Source organism: Crossiella sp. CA-258035 (genome assembly GCF_030064675.1).
GTDB lineage: Bacteria > Actinomycetota > Actinomycetes > Mycobacteriales > Pseudonocardiaceae > Crossiella.
Window position 1 is genome coordinate 6,676,065 of record NZ_CP116413.1, and the last position, 14,904, is coordinate 6,690,968.

12 protein-coding genes are annotated in these 14,904 nt (G+C 73.2%); 4 read left to right on the plus strand and 8 right to left on the minus strand.

The genetic code is table 11. The annotated features are described in order from the left end of the window. Positions 1-79: 79 nt before the first annotated feature. Complete coding sequence (locus tag N8J89_RS30005) at positions 80-427, minus strand: YciI family protein (RefSeq protein WP_283660357.1); 348 nt, start codon at positions 425-427, stop codon at positions 80-82. Positions 428-529: 102 nt separating this feature from the next. On the opposite strand from N8J89_RS30005, the gene N8J89_RS30010 reads away from it, so the two are divergent. Further along, positions 530-973, plus strand: coding sequence for a DUF6228 family protein (locus N8J89_RS30010; protein ID WP_283660358.1), 444 nt, complete (start codon positions 530-532; stop codon positions 971-973). Here N8J89_RS30010 and N8J89_RS30015 read toward each other — a convergent pair. Genes N8J89_RS30015 through N8J89_RS30030 form a run of 4 tightly spaced genes read right to left on the minus strand, consistent with a single transcriptional unit; the run spans position 970 to position 6,070 of the window. Beyond that, a complete protein-coding gene (locus N8J89_RS30015) occupies positions 970-3,135 on the minus strand; it encodes a M28 family peptidase (RefSeq protein WP_283660359.1) in 2,166 nt (721 codons plus the stop codon). The two genes, N8J89_RS30010 and N8J89_RS30015, sit on opposite strands and share 4 nt — an antisense overlap. 60 nt (positions 3,136-3,195) lie before the next feature. After that, entirely contained in the window at positions 3,196-4,938 is a 1,743-nt protein-coding gene (locus N8J89_RS30020; protein WP_283660360.1) for a sensor histidine kinase, read from the minus strand. Next, positions 4,928-5,635, minus strand: coding sequence for a response regulator transcription factor (locus tag N8J89_RS30025; RefSeq protein ID WP_283660361.1), 708 nt, complete (start codon positions 5,633-5,635; stop codon positions 4,928-4,930). Before N8J89_RS30025 ends, N8J89_RS30020 begins: the two co-directional genes overlap by 11 nt. Positions 5,636-5,683: 48 nt before the next feature. Continuing rightward, positions 5,684-6,070, minus strand: coding sequence for a VOC family protein (locus N8J89_RS30030; RefSeq protein WP_283660362.1), 387 nt, complete (start codon positions 6,068-6,070; stop codon positions 5,684-5,686). Between the two features lie 46 nt (positions 6,071-6,116). On the opposite strand from N8J89_RS30030, the gene N8J89_RS30035 reads away from it, so the two are divergent. Further along, the gene (locus N8J89_RS30035) at positions 6,117-6,530 is read left to right on the plus strand and encodes a hypothetical protein (protein WP_283660363.1); all 414 of its coding nucleotides are present in this window, start codon (positions 6,117-6,119) and stop codon (positions 6,528-6,530) included. A 66-nt stretch (positions 6,531-6,596) separates the two neighbouring features. Further along, positions 6,597-7,775: a zinc-dependent alcohol dehydrogenase gene (locus tag N8J89_RS30040; RefSeq protein ID WP_283660364.1), complete on the plus strand. Its 1,179-nt coding sequence runs from the start codon at positions 6,597-6,599 to the stop codon at positions 7,773-7,775. Here the strand turns inward: N8J89_RS30040 and N8J89_RS30045 are convergent. Next, positions 7,772-8,719, minus strand: a complete 948-nt coding sequence (locus tag N8J89_RS30045; protein ID WP_283660365.1) for an aminoglycoside phosphotransferase family protein — start codon at positions 8,717-8,719, stop codon at positions 7,772-7,774. The genes N8J89_RS30040 and N8J89_RS30045 overlap by 4 nt on opposite strands. A gap of 83 nt (positions 8,720-8,802) precedes the next feature. Between N8J89_RS30045 and N8J89_RS30050 the strand changes: the two genes are divergently transcribed. Beyond that, positions 8,803-13,605 (plus strand): tetratricopeptide repeat protein, encoded by a 4,803-nt coding sequence (locus N8J89_RS30050; RefSeq protein WP_283660366.1) that lies wholly within the window; start codon positions 8,803-8,805, stop codon positions 13,603-13,605. Here the strand turns inward: N8J89_RS30050 and N8J89_RS30055 are convergent. After that, positions 13,565-14,512 carry a hypothetical protein gene (locus tag N8J89_RS30055; protein WP_283660367.1) on the minus strand — a complete coding sequence of 316 codons (948 nt, stop codon included), beginning with the start codon at positions 14,510-14,512 and terminating at the stop codon, positions 13,565-13,567. The two genes, N8J89_RS30050 and N8J89_RS30055, sit on opposite strands and share 41 nt — an antisense overlap. Then, positions 14,509-14,853 (minus strand): PadR family transcriptional regulator, encoded by a 345-nt coding sequence (locus N8J89_RS30060; protein WP_283660368.1) that lies wholly within the window; start codon positions 14,851-14,853, stop codon positions 14,509-14,511. Before N8J89_RS30060 ends, N8J89_RS30055 begins: the two co-directional genes overlap by 4 nt. Between the last annotated feature and the right edge of the window lie 51 nt (positions 14,854-14,904).

Genomic DNA, 14,904 nt, shown 5'->3' on the forward strand with positions numbered 1-14,904 from the left:
GTCCTCGGCTGGCCCGGCTCATGCCCGCCCGGCACTCGGCCGATCCGGCGCGCGCCCTCCCCGCCCCTCCCGAACCGCGTCAGTCCTTGTTCATCCCGCCCGCGAGCACCGGCCGGATCTCCACCGACCCGCCCGCGACCGCCCCCGGGTGCGTGCTGGCGATCTTCACCGCCTCGTCCAGGTCCGCGCACTCGATCAGCGTGAACCCGGCGATCTGCTCCTTGGTCTCGGCGAACGGGCCGTCGGAGAGCAGCACCTCGCCCTGGCCGCCCAGGCGGACGGTGGTGGCGTCGGTGCTCGGGTGCAGGATCGCGCCGCCGGTGATGACGCCCCGTTCGGCCAGGTCATCGCCCCAGGTGCCGCAACCTTCGCTGGGGCCGCTGTCGGCGCGGGTCTCGTCCTGGCAGATCAACAGCAGGTACTGCATGGGTGTTGTCCCTTCTCGCGAACCTCGACTACGCCCCCACGACGAACGGCCCGCCCGGAAATCGACCGGTCCGGCGATGAGATGTTCCTCTACGTTACGGCCGTGCGCGACGACCTCACCCTGCGCTGCGCCCGGGACCCCCGGGTGTCGATCACCTTCGCCGACCGCGAGCTCCGGCCCGACCCGCGGGAGAGCGTGCTCACCTTCGCCGTCACCGTCGAAGCTCCCGGCCTGCGGGCGCGGGCCGGGAGCGTCACGCACTACGTGGACGGGATGGCGGTGGCCCGGTTCGTGGAGCGCCTGGACCTGCGCGGCTGGGACGGCGAGCTGTCCTGGACCAGCTCGGACCGCGATATATCCGTGCGCGCGGTATATGACGGACGCGGATATATGCGGTTGACCTGGTCACTGTCGCCGTGGCGTAGGTCCGAGCAGGGCGAGTGGATCGCGTCGGTGACCCTCTGGCTGGAGGGCGGCTCCCGGGACCGGTTCGTGGCCGATCTGCTCGCCTTCCTCAGCCAGGGGGACCACCGCGGCGAAAGCTAGCTCTTCGGGTACAGGTACCGTTCGGCCGGGATCACCGTGCCGTGCGCCCACGCGTCGAAGAAGCCGCGCAGGTCCTTGCCGCTGACCTGCTGGGCCAGCGCCTCGAACTCCGGCCAGCTCGCGGCGCCGCCGTTGTGCTCGCGGACCCAGCGCTTGAGCAGCCCGAAGAATGCCTGGTCGCCGATGGTGCGGCGGAGCGCGTGCATCATCGCCGAGCCCTTGTCGTAGAGCGCGTGGTGCAACTCCTTGCCGGGGCCGGGGTCGTACAGCCGGGTGTTCCAGAACTCCGGCTTGTCCCGGTTGTCCTCGATCACCCGCCGGTAGAAGCCCTTGTCCAGGTCGGCTCCGTTGTGCTCCTCCCACAGCTGGTTGGCGTACTGGGCGACGCACTCGTTGAGGCAGCCGTTGCGCCAGTCGGCGACGGTGACCGCGTTGCCGAACCACTGGTGGGTCAGCTCGTGCGCCATCGAGACGTCCCACATGCCGCCGGTGTAGGTGGGGCGGCTCTGCGTCTCCAGCGCGTGCAGGTCGCCGCCGGTGGTGTTGACGATGATGCCGCCGGTGCTGCTGAACGGGTACGGGCCGTACAGCTTGCTGAAGTAGTCCAGCATGGGCTGCATCAGCGCCTCGGACTCCGGCGCCGGGGTGGTGCCGCTGCCCCAGGCGTAGATCGCGGGCGTGCCGTCCTTCAGCGTGCTGGTGCGCAGGGTGAACCGGTCCACCGCGACGGTGCTCAGGTAGGTGGCCATCGGCTGGTCCTCGTGCCAGCGGAAGGTGCTGCGGCCGCCTGCCTTGGTGGTCTGGCCGGGTTTGCCGTTGCCGACCGCGGTCCAGCCCTCCGGCACGGTGGCGGTCAGCGAGAAGGTGGCCTTGTCCGAGGGGTGGTCGTTGGCCGGGTACCAGCTGGCGGCCGAGTGCGGTTCGCCCGCGGCGCTGAAGCCGCCGCCGGCGATCGGGTTCCAGCCCTGCGTGCCGTGCTTGCCCGCGTACCGGACGCGGACCTTGAACGTGCTGCCCTTGCGGACGCGCTGCTTCGGCGTGATCACCAGCTCGTGCTCGTCCTCGCGCCGGTGCGCCGCGCGGGCACCGTCCACTGTGGTCTCACTGACGGTGAACCCGTTGAGGTCCAGGTGGAACAGCTCCAGGTCCCGCTGGGCGACGGCGGTGACCGTGGTGTCGCCGGTCAGCTCGTCCGGCTTGGCCGGGTCGTAGTCGATCTTCACGTCGTAGTGCTCGACCTGGTAGCCGGAGTTGCCGTCCTTGGGGTAGTACGGGTCGCCGGCCCCGGCCGGGTCCTTGGCCAGGGCCCACACCGCGCTGATGATGGCGTTGGTGCTCATGGTCTGCACCGCCGGGTCCAGGTTGGCCAGGGTGTCGCAGGCCTTGTGGTAGCACTCGTCCAGCGGGGTCATGAAGCCGCCGGTGGCCACACCCTTGTCGTGGAAGGCGGTGTGGTCGGAGCCGCCGCCCGCGCCGACCTCCAGCACCGGCAGGTTCCGGTCCTGGAAGTACCGCTGGAACAGCGCGGTGGCCGGGCTGCCGGAGTCGATCACGAACATGGTGCTCGGCTTCGGCGTGGCGGTCATGTCGAAGTTCAGATAGAAGTCGATCTTGTCCAGTTCGGCCGGGGACAGCTTTCCGACGTGGTGCCTGGACCCGATCAGCCCTTCTTCCTCCGCGCCCCACCAGGCGAAGCGGAGGTGCCGGTCGGTGGCGAGCTTCTTCCTGGCCACGGTGAGCGCGGTGGTGAGCAGGGCGGCTGAGCCCGAGCCGTTGTCGTTGAGGCCGGGGCCCTCGGGCACGCTGTCCAGGTGCGCGCCGAGGAACGCGGTGCGCCGCTCGTCGCCGCCGGGCCAGTCGGCGATCAGGTTGAAGCCGTCCTTGTCCTCGTGCCGGAACTTCTCGATCCTGGTGCGGAATCCGGCCAGGTCCAGCCGCGCCTTGACGTAGTCCAGGGACTGCCGGAACCCGGGGGTGCCGTGCGCGCGGTTGCCGCCGTTGGCATCGGCGATGTGCTGGAAGGCTTGCAGGTGCGGCAGCACGTCGGCGTAGGTCACGGCAGGCACGCCGGTGCCGCCGGACTGGGCGAGCGCGGGGGTGCCGCTGAGCAGGACGGCGGCGCCCAGCAGCACCGGGAGCAGCCGTCGGAGTCGGGATCGCATGCTCGGTGAGGGTAGGCAGCGATTGTCAGGGACCTGTTGTGCCGCGGTCAGGACGCGGTGCTACTTCGGCAGGCGCAGGGTGAAGGTGGAGCCGGCGCCGGGCTCGCTGGTGGCGGTGACCTCGCCGCCGTGCGCGCGGGCGAGCTGGCGCACGATGGCCAGGCCCAGCCCGCTGCCGCCGGAGGACCTGCTGCGGGACTTCTCCGCGCGCCAGAACCGGTCGAAGACCTGCGGCAGGTCTTCCTGGCTGATCCCGGAGCCGGTGTCGGCGACCTCGAACACCACCGCCTCCGCCTCGGCCCGCGCGGTCACGGTGACCCGGCCGCCCTCGGGGGTGTGCCGGACCGCGTTGGCCACCAGGTTGCCCAGCGCCTGCCGCAGCCGCACCGGGTCCGCCCACAGCTCCGGATCACCATCCACTGTGGACTCAAGCTGGATCCCGGCGGCCTCGGCGGCGGCCCGGTGCGCGGCGACCAGCGCGCCCAGCAGGTCGGCCACCCGCAGCTGTTCGGGGTGCACGCGCAGCTTCCCGGCATCGGCCATGGCCAGGTCCTGCAGGTCGTCGATGATGCGTTGCAGCTGCCGGGACTCGGCCAGCAGGAAGGAGATCAGCGCCGCGTCGGGCTGGGTCACGCCGTCCTCGGCGGCCTCCAGCCAGCCGCGGATGTTGGACAGCGGAGTGCGCAGCTCGTGCGCGATGTCGCCGACCATGGCCTTGCGCAGCTCCTCCACCCGCGCCCGGCTCTCCGCCATCTCGTTGAAGGCCGCGGCCAGCCTGGCGATCTCGTCCCGGCCGGTGACCCGCACCCGCGCGGCGGCGTCGCCCTCCTTCATCCGCTGTGCCGCGCCGGTGAGCGCGCGCAGCGGCCGGACCAGGCGCAGCCCGGCGAGCACGGTGACCGCGACGGTGAACAGCAGCACCAGCGCGGCCACCCAGGCGATCCGGGCCTGGTTGGCCGGGGACAGGTCGAGCGCGGTGGCCGGGGCGCCGCTGGGGGTGGTGAGGTAGAGCAGCGCGGGTGGGGCGACGAAGGGGTCCAGCTGTTCCTTGCGGGCGGCGGCGAGGCAGCCGGTGAGGACCTCCTCGGGGGCGGCCACGGCCGGGCGGGTGGCGTACCAGCTCAGGTCCAGGCGCAGGGCGAGCGGGCCGATGCCGCGGCGGCCGAGGCAGTCGTTGAACAGGCCGGTGAGCTGGTTCAGCGCGGCCAGCTCGGCAGGGCCGGGTTTGGTCAGGTCGAGCGGGGAGCAGCCGGTCACGCTCAGCGGGTTGACCGTGTCGATGGTGGTGCGCCCGTTGGGTTTGGTGACCAGTTCGGCCGAGCCGGCGCGCTGCCGCACGCAGGGCAGCGCGGCCTCGGCGGCCCGGCGCACCGCGTCCCGTTCGGCTGGGGGCAGCGCGAACGGGCCGACCGCGCGCGGGTCGATCCGGTCACCGGGCGCGCCGGGGGCCAGCGCGCGGTCCACGGCGAGCGGGTCGAGCACGGCGGAGGCCTTGGCGGGCAGGGGTTTGCCGGGGTCGGTGTCGGCGAGTGGTGTGCCGTCCTGGGTGGTGAGCGCGATCCGGCGGCCGGTGCTCGCGGCCAGCTCGCGCACCAGGGTGTCCACTGTGGACCATTCCGGGTGGGTGGCGGCGAAGCCCAGCAGCTGGTCGTAGATCTTGGCGTCGTCGGTCAGCGCCCGGCCCTGTTCCTGCTGGATGGCCACGGTGGTGGTGCGGGCGGCCAGCCAGGCGGTGGCGCCGACCGCGCACACCGCGATCAGCACGGAGGCGGCCAGCAGCCGCGCGAGCAGGCTAGTGCGCACCGCGGCGCTCGGTGTCGTCGGAGAGCTTGTAGCCCACGCCGTAGACGGTGACCAGCCGGACGGGTTTGCGCGGATCGGGTTCGAGCTTGCGGCGCAGGTTCATCACGTGCACGTCGATGGTGCGGCTGGTGATGTAGCGGTCGAACCCGTGCAGGCGCTCGAGGAGCTGTTCCCTGGTGAAGACGCGTTCCGGTTGCGCGGCAAGGGCTTCCAGCAGCCGGAACTCCCCCGGCGTGCATTCCACCAGCTCCCCGTCGCGGCGCACCTCGTGCCGCCGGGGGTCGACCTCGACCGCGCCGACCGTCAGCACCGGTTCGGCTTCCGTCCGGCCGGTCCGGCCTCGGCGCAACAGGGTGCGCACCCTGGCCATCAGCTCGCGCGGGCTGAACGGCTTGGTCATGTAGTCGTCCGCGCCCAGGTCCAGGCCGAGCAGCAGGTCGTCCTCGGTGGAGCGGGCGGTGAGCATCAGCACCGGCAGGTCGGACTCCGCGCGCAGGATCCGGCACACGTCCAGCCCGTCCAGCCGCGGCAGCATCACGTCGAGCACCAGCAGGTCGGGCAGCTGCCGCCGGACCTCGGCCAGCGCGGCGCGCCCGTCGCCGACCACCACGACCGAGTGCCGCTCGCGTTCCAGGTAGCGGCGAACCAGCTCGGCCTGGTGCTCGTCGTCCTCGGCGAGCACGATGTGTGCGCACATACCGGCGAGCCTAAGCGGTGCCGGTCGCCACTTGCGGGTGAGACCGGCTCAGGCGGGCTGGATCAGGTCGAACTTGTTGCCGTACAGGTCCTCGAACACCGCGACCGTGCCGTAGGCCTCGTGCCGCGGCTCCTCCAGGAACTTCACCCCGGCCGCGGTCATCCTGGCGTGGTCGCGGGCGAAGTCCTCGGTGTTGAGGAAGGCGCACACCCGCTGCCCGGTCTGCGTCCCGATCCGGCCCAGCTCCACCGGGTCCGCGGCCAGCGCGAGCAGGATGCCGGTGGGGCCCGGGCCGTCCGGCCGCACCACCACCCAGCGCGCGCCGGTGGGCAGCGTGACGTCCTCGGCGAGCTGGAAGCCCAGTGCCCCGGTGTAGAAGCGGATCGCCTCGTCGTAGTCGCGCACCAGCACGGTGAGCAGGCCCAGATGCGGCATGCCGGGGAGTCTGTCACAGTCCGGGGGGCTGCCTCGTCCTGTGGGCATGCGACCGATTCTCACCCGCCTCGCCCTGGCCCTGTCCGCGCTCGGCAACGCCGTGGTCGGCCTGTGGGCCCTGCTGTGGCCGAGCGGCTTCTACACCGACTTCCCCGGTTTCCGCACCGGCTGGGTGGCCGCCGACGGCCCGTTCAACCTGCACCTGCTGCACGACTTCGGCGGCCTCAACCTGGCGCTGGCGGTCACCGCGCTCGGCGCGCTGCACCTGGGCGGCTCGGCCGCCGCGCGCTGGGCCGGAGTGGCGATCCTGGCGTTCAACCTGCCGCACGCGCTGTTCCACACCCTGCACCTGCACCCCTATCCGGAGCTCGTCGACCAGGTGCTGATCATGGCCACCACCTGGGGCCCGGTCGCGCTGGGCCTGGTGGCACTGCTGGCACCTACCCGGAGTACCACCTGACCGGATGGGTTTCGCCGCGCGAGCACCGGGAACGCCAGGTGCTACGGCGAATCCGCGGAGGAGAGCATGAAAGCTGTGACCTGGCACGGGAAACGCGACATCCGCGTGGACACCGTGGCCGACCCGGCGCTCACCGAGCCCGACGACGTGATCGTGCGGATCACCTCATCCGGGATCTGCGGCTCGGACCTGCACCTGTACGAGGTGATGGGCCCGTTCCTGGACCCCGGCGACGTGCTCGGGCACGAGCCGATGGGCATCGTGCAGGAGGTCGGCCCGCAGGTGACCGCGGTCCAGCCGGGCGACCGGGTGGTGGTGCCGTTCAACGTCTCCTGCGGCACCTGCTTCATGTGCGGGCAGGGCCTGCACTCCCAGTGCGAGACCACCCAGGTCCGCGAGCAGGGCTCGGGCGCGGCACTGTTCGGCTACACCAAGCTCTACGGCCAGGTGCCCGGCGGGCAGGCGGAGTACCTGCGGGTGCCCTTCGGCAACCAGCTGCCGATCAAGGTGCCGCAGGGCCCGCCGGACGACCGGTTCGTCTACCTCTCCGATGTGCTGCCCACCGCGTGGCAGGCGGTGGAGTACGCGGCGATCCCGCCGGGCGGCAGCGTCGCGGTGCTCGGGCTCGGGCCGATCGGCGACATGGCCACCCGGATCGCCAAACATCGTGGCGCGGAACGGGTCTTCGGCCTGGACCTGGTGCCGGAACGGCTGGAACGGGCCAGCCGCAACGGGATCGAAGCCATCGACGTGCGCTCGGCCGACCTGCTGGAGCAGATCCGCGACCGCACCGACGGCCGCGGCCCGGACGCGGTGATCGACGCGGTCGGCATGGAGGCGCACGGTTCCCCGGTCGGCAAGGTCGCCCAGCAGCTCACCGGTCTGCTGCCGGACGCGCTGGCCGCCAAGCTGATGCGCACCGCGGGCGTGGACCGGTTGCACGCGCTGCACCTGGCCATCGAGCTGGTGCGGCGCGGCGGCACCATCTCGGTCTCCGGCGTCTACGGCGGCATGGCCGACCCGCTGCCGATGCTCACCCTGTTCGACAAGCAGATCCAGCTGCGCATGGGCCAGGCCAACGTGCACCGCTGGGTGCAGGACATCCTGCCGCTGCTGGGCGATGACGATCCGCTGGGCACCGAGTCCTTCGCCACCCACCGCGTCCCGCTGGCCGACGCGCCGCGCGCGTACGAGATGTTCCAGAAGAAGCAGGACGGCGCGATCAAGATCCTGCTGACGCCCTAGCTCCAGCCGAGTCTGCCGCGCAGCCATTCGACGGCCGTGACGCCCTGCGCGCCCTGGAAAGCGCGCAGGGTCGGCAGGCCCGGCGGATCCGGTTGCAGCGCGCCGCGGACGAAGTACCCGGCGAGCCCGGCCAGCACCGCGTTCACCGCGTCCGGATCCGCCGTCGCCGCGACGGGATGGGCCAGGAACACCGGGTCCAGCTCCGGTCCGCCCTGCATGCGCACGCTGGGCAGCAGCGCGAGCAGGTCGATCCAGGCCGCGCCCCGGCAGGCGTGCGGCCAGTCGACCACCACCACCCGGTCCTCGGTCAGCAGCAGGTTGTCCGCGCGCAGGTCGCCGTGCAGCAGCGTGTTCCCGGCCGCCGCCCCGGGCCAGTGCGACTCCAGCTCGGCCAGCCGGTCCAGGTTCCGCCGCGTCCACGGGTCGAGGCGGTCGTCGGGTTCGGCGGCCAGCCTGCGCCAGCCGGTGAAGTTGTGCGCGAACTTCTCCTGCGCGGTGGGCACGTCCAGGGGGCAGGGGGTGAGCGCGCCGGCCAGTTCGGCCACCGCGGCCAGCACCCGGTCCAGCTCTCCGGCCAGCCAGGGCACCGAGGGCTGCCTGCCGTCGATGTCGGCGAACAGCAGCAGGGTCCAGCCGTCCTGGTCGAAGCTGGCCAGCAGCTCCGGCACCGGGGCCATTGTGGACAGTCCACTGGAGACGATCGCCTCGGCCCGGTGCATCGGCGCGGAGAACCTGTTGGTGTGCCAGTCCACCGCCTTCACGAACACCCGCCGCCCGTCGGCCAGCCGCAGTCGCGCCGCCACTCCCGGCGAGAACCCGCCGGTCTGGCTGACCGCCTCGGTCACCGGCGCGCCGAGGAAGTGCTCGACCGCGGCGCGCAGCGGGGCGGTCACCTCGGACCAGGCTCGGCGGCGACCGGTGGCGGCGGGGGCTGGCTGGCTCATCCCTCCATGGTGCCGGTACCGCCAAACAGGTTTCTTTGCGCGTTTCCGGCCCGCGCTCGCGGCGCAGCAGCGATGATCAGGCGGTGACAGCGGGCTGGCAGCGGATCAAGGACGAGGCTCGGGTGCTGCGCGGCGAGGGCAGGCACGCCCGGCTGCGCAGACTGCTCCGCCAGGAGCTGCGGCGACACCCCGAGGACCCCGAGCTGCACATCCAGTACGGCCGGACCGCCATGTACATCGGCAGGCTGGAGGACGCCGAAGGGCACTTCCGGCGGGCCGCCGAGCTGGCCCCGGACTCCCCGCGCCCGCACGGCTGGCTGGCCGCGGTGCTGCACTGGCGCACCCGCTACCACGAGGCGCTGGCCGGGCTGGCCACCGCCCGCGCCCGCTGGCCGGAGGACGCCGGGCTGCGCACCGCCCAGGCCCGGCTGCACTTCGGGCTCGGCGACCACCGGGCCGCGCTCGCGCTGACCGAACCGGTCGACCCCGCCGCGCCCGGCGGCGAGAACTGCCTGGAATGGCGGCTGGCCGCGCTGCGCGCCCTGCACCGGCACCCGGAGGCCGAAGCGCTGGCCAGGGACCACCTCGCCCAGCAGCCCGCCGCGCCGGAGATCCACGAGGAGCTGGTGCTCAGCCTGCGCGGGCAGGGCAGGCACACCGAGGCGGTCACCTGCTCCAGTGCGCTGCTGGCGGCGCACCCGCGCTGGATCACCGTGCTGCTCAACCACGCCGAGACCCTCAACGCGGCCGGTCAGCGCCAAGCCGCGGCCGACCTGCTCGCCGAGCGGGTGCGCGAACGGCCCGGTCAGCACGCGCTGCGCCAAGGTCTCGGCAAGGCCCTCGACCGTCTGGAGCGGCACGACCTGGCCGCCGAGCAGTTCGCCGTCTCGGTCCGGCTCAACCCAGGGCAGCCCACCGGCTGGTGGCGCTGGGCCGACTCGCTGCGACAGGCCGACCGGCTGCCCGAGGCCCGCGCGGTGCTGGAGCGCGCGTTGCGCCTGCATCCGGCCGACGTCGACATCCGCACCGAGTACGCCGAGCTGGTGCGGGCCGAACAGGACGCGGCGGCCGCGCTGCCAATCGCCGAAGCGACCCTCGGCCTGGACCCGGCCGAGGTGTGGGCGCCGCAGCTGGTGGCCAGGCTGCGCAGGCAGTGCGGGCAGCGGGATGCGGCCGAGGCGCTGCTGCGCGAGCTGGTCGCGGCCTGGCCCGAGAACTCCGACTGCGTGCGCGAGCTGGGCTGGCACCTGCAGTCCACCGGCCGCACCGAGGAAGCGGTGGCGCTCTACCGGACCGTCCTGGACCGCACACCGTCCAATGTGGACATCAGCATCCTGCTCGCGCTGACCCTGCGCACACGGAACCGGGCAGGCGAGGCCGTCGCGGCGCTCCGGGACTGCCTGGCCCACCGGCCCCAGCACGCCGAGCTGTGGCACGAGCTGGGCAACTCGCTGGAACCGCACGGCGACCACGAGGCCGCGGCGCAGGCCCACCGCACCGCCACCGAGCTCGCCCCGTGGCAGGCCGACGCCTGGCACGCCCGGATCGGCCACCTGCTCGCCCGCGGCCGCCATGCCGAAGCCGAACCGCTGCTGGCCACCGCGCTCACGCACTGCCCGGACGCCCCGCAGCTGCACCGCAGGCGCATCGCCCTGCTACAGGACACCGCCGCCGACGAGGTCACCGAGGCGGCCCTGCGCGCGGCCATCGAACGCTTCCCCGGCTCGCCGGAGTTCCCGCTGGACCTGGTGCGGCACCTCGGCTGGAGTGGCCGCCAGCAGGACGCATTGTCCGAAGTGGACAGTCTGCTGGCCGGGGACCCGGACAACGAAGACCTGCTGTACTGGCGGATCCAGCTGCTGCTCCAGCTGTACCGGCGCGGCGAGGGCCGGGCGGCCGCGGTGGCCGCGCACCAGGCCCTGCCGGAGTCGGCGCGGCTGAGCTACCTGCACGCCTGGAGCCTGATCGAGATCGACCAGGAGGCCGCGGCCGAACCCGCGCTGGCCGCCGTGCACGCCGCGCACCCCGATGACCCGGTGATCCTGTGCGGCCTGGTCCGCTGCCTGCGCAGGCTGGGCCGCTGCGCGGAGACCGAACCCCTGCTGCGCGCCGCGCTGGCCACCGCGCCTGACGAGATCGACCTGCACACCGAGCTCGCCTGGACGCTGGAGCAGCTGTTCCGCTTCGACGAGGCGATCCTGGCCTGCGACCAGGCCCTGGCCCTGGATCCCGAGCACAACGAGGCCTTCGGCGGCGCGATCCGGTTGCGCTACCAGGCGGGCCGGGCCGCCGAGGCGGACCGGATGGTCGCCGACGCGGTCAGCCGCAGGCCGTGGGATGCCGGGCTGTGGCAGGAGATCGCCACCGCCCGCTTGGCCGCGCGCAGGCTCGGCGAGGCGGTCGAAGCGGCCAGGAACGCCGTGGAGCGGACACCCGGCGACTCCACGCTGTGGCTCCTGCTGGTGCAGACGCTGTCCGAGTCCGGCCGCCCGGCCGAGGCCGCCCAGGCCGCCGCCGACGGCATCCGGCTGCACCCGCGCAACCCCCGGCTGCGGGAACGGCAGGCGAGCGCGGTGCGCGCGCAGGGCCGGGAGGCCGAGGCGGAAACCCTGCTGCGCACCGCCTTCGCCGAACTGCCGGAGGTGACCTCGGTCGGTGTCGACCTGGTCAGCCACCTGCACCGGCACCACCGGCACGACGAGGCGCTGGCCCTGCTGGATGTCTTGTCCGCCAAGGATCCCGGCCACCACTGGCTGCACTGGCTGCGGATCTGGACCCTGCGCACCGCCTGCCGGTACCCGCAGGCCCGCGCCGCGGTGGACGCCGCGCTGGAGCGGTTCCCGTGGTCCACCGAGCTGCGCGTGCAGCACGCCCGACTGCTGGTGCGGGAGGGCCGGATCGAGGCGGCGCTGGCCGAGTACACCGAGATCAACCGGATCGACCCGGCCAACCAACAGGCGCTGTTCGGGCGGCTGAACTGCCTGGACTGGCTGGGCCGCACCGAGGAGGTCACCCGCGTACTGCGCGCGGGAGCGCGGGCGCACCCGGACTGGGAGACGCTGCGACTGGACGTGGTGTGGCTGGAACGGCGCCACGGCCGGATCGAGGAAGCCTTCGCCGAACTGGACCTCATCACCGCGCAACTGCCGCCCAGCAGCGAGATCAGCCAGGCCCGCGCCCGGTTGCTGTTCGACCGCAAGCGGTTCACCGAAGCCACCGAGGCGGTCGAGGAAGGGCTCCGGCGCTTCCCCCAGGACCCCGACCTGATGCTGTTGCAGGGCAGCATCCTGGACGGCCAGACCCGCTACGCCGAGGCGCTGGCCTGCTTCGACCGGCTGCTCGCGCTGCACCCGCTCTCCGTCGGCGCGATCACCGCCAAGTCCGCCACCCTGCGCTCGCTGAGCCGGTTCCGCGAGGCCAGGGAACTGGTGGAAACCGCGCTCGCGACCCGCCCCAAGCAACCCGAGCTGCTCGCCGAACGCGGCTGGGTGCACCGCGACCAGGGCCGCTCCAGCTTGGCGCGCAAGGACTTCAGCGCGCTGCTGGAGCTGGCCGAGGAACCGGACGAGCAGGCCGAGGCGCTGCGCGGACTCGGCTGGGTGGACTTCGCCGACGGCGACTTCCCCGCCGCCGAGACCCGCTTCCGCGCCGCCGCCGCGCTGGTCCCCGAGGACGCCGCGGTCAAGGGCGGGCTGGCCTGGACCCTGGTCCGCGGCGGCGAACTGGAAGACGAGGAGGAAGCCGAACGGCTCTGCCTGGACGTCCTGGCCCGCGACCCGGCCAACCTGCTCGCGCACACCTGCGCCGGGGTGCTCTACGCCCGCCAGCGCGACTACCCCCTCGCTGAGCACCACCTGCGGCGCACGGTGGAGCTGGACCCGTTCAACGGCAGCTACGTCGACCTCGGCGCGCTGCTGGCCCAGCTGGAACGCTTCCCCGAGGCCGAGGAACTCTTCGAAAAGGCCCTCGCCCGCAACTTCTACGACGCGCAGGCGCACATCGAGCTGGGCAGCCTGCTGCTGCAACGCGACCAGGACGGCACCGAACCCGGCGCGGACGCCCGCGCCGCCGCCCAGCACTTCCGGCAGGCGCTGCTGTGCGAACCACGCAGCGGCTCCGCCGCCATCGGCCTCGCCCTCGCGCTGGCCCGCTCCCCCGGTGACCTGGTCGCCGCCGAACGCGTGCTGCGCGAGGCACTGGACCGCACCGACTGCGACCACCCGGCCTGGCGGCTGCACCTGACCCTGGCCCGGCTGCTGATCGAACGCGGCGACGCCACCCAGCGCCGCGAGTTCCACCTGGAGGCACTCGCCCTGGCACAGCAGGCGATCAGCGCGGCCAGCGCGGAGGCCGAGCCGTACTTCGTGGCCGGGGTGGCCGCGTTCAAGATCGGCGAAGGCAGCCCCGAGGTGCAGGCCCGCCCGGCGCAGCGCCGCCGCGCGGTCCGGTTCCTGCGCCGCTGCCTGGAACGCGACCCCGGGCACATGGAGGCGCGGCGGCTGGTGGAACTGGCCACGCACAGCCTCGTGGTGGCCCGGCGCAGCCTGCTCGGCAGCGCCGCGCTGGTGCTGGTGGCGACCAGCCTGCTGGTCGCGCTGTGGGCCGGGTTCTTCTTCACCGCCAAGGTGAACACGGTCGTGCTGGCCACCCTCACCCCGGTGCTCATCGGCCTGGTCGCACTCGGTTTCCTGCTGCCACTGCTGGTGAAGCTGAAACTGCCCGGAGGGGTGGAGGCGGACCTGGCGGCCAGCATGAACCAGCTCTCCGCCGGCCCCACCGGCGAGCTGAGCTACGGACCCGGCCGCCTGGTCGGGCACCGGGCCGAAGGCCGCCCGGACCGCTCGCTCAACTCCGGGCCACGCGGCGAGCTGCCCCGCCTGGGCTGAGCAACGCCAAGCCCGCCAGCACGATCGCCACCGCCACCGCCGCGGGCACGTGCGGCATCAGGGCCGAGGTGTGCACCAGGTCGGGGACCGCGTGCGCCAGCGCCAGGATCGCGGCCAGCCAGCTGCCCGCCAGCAGCAGCCACGGCCGGTCCCTGGCCACCACCAGCGCGGCCAGCACCACCGCGGCGGCCACCGTCCAGACGACCGGGGCGCAGAGCCCGCTCGGCAACATCATCAGGACCTGCGCCTGCGCCAGCGAGGCCACCGCGGCCAGCAGCACCGCGAGCCCCCAGTGCCGCGGCCGCCCCGGCACCGCCAGCGGCGCCCGCCGCCAGGCGAGCAGCGCCGCGAGCAGCGTGCAGACCGAGAGCACCCGCCCGGCCCAGGCCGGCCCGAGCGGGTCGTTGACCACCTGGAGCACCAGCGGCACCCCGGCCAGCGCCACCGCCAGCGGGGCGGCGTACCGGCGGCCCCGCAGCAGCCCGTGCAGCACCGCCAGCCACCCGGCCGTGAACACCAGGTCGCTCGCGATCCGGCCCGCGATCTCCTCCCCCAGGCTGAACGACAGCGGCAGGCCGTCGAGCACCGGCGGCGTCCACACCTGCCCCAGGAACAGCGCCGCGCCCACCGAACCCATCAGCAGCGCCACCAGCGCCATCCCGGCCTGCACCAGCACCAGCATGCCCACCAGCGCCGCCGCCGCCGGACCGGTCACCGGCGTGACCACCCGCAGCCGCACCGCCAGCGCGAGCACCGAGAGCCGCTCCCGCAGCGGCAGCACGCCGCGCTCGTCCACCGTGTCCAGCAGCGTCACCACCAGGTCCTCGCCGTGCGCGGCCCGGTAGTCCGCCGGCAGCACCCGCACCAGCCTGCGGCAGCTCTCCTCGGCCGGCTCCCCGATGTTCACGTCAGCCTCCCCGTGGCCCGGAACAACCGCCGCCGCACCAACCGCTGCTTGACCAGCTTCGCCCCCTCGGCCATCCGCTCCGCCGCGGTGCGCACCGCCTCCGCACCCTCGTCGGTGAGCCGGTAGTAGCGCCGCAACCGGGAGTTCTCCACCTCCTCCCGGTCCAGCGCGACCAGCCCCTGCCGCGCCAGCCGGTCCAGCAGCCCGTACAGCGTCCCCGCCGCCAGCTGCACCCGGTCCTCGGAGAGCGCCTTGACCTCCTGGATCAGCCCATACCCGTGCCGAGGCTCGTCCGCCAGCGCGGTCAACACCAGAAACGCCTGCTCAGAGAGACTCTCCATGCCCCTGAATATACAGCGCGCCGATATATACGCAACCGCCCAATACCCGCC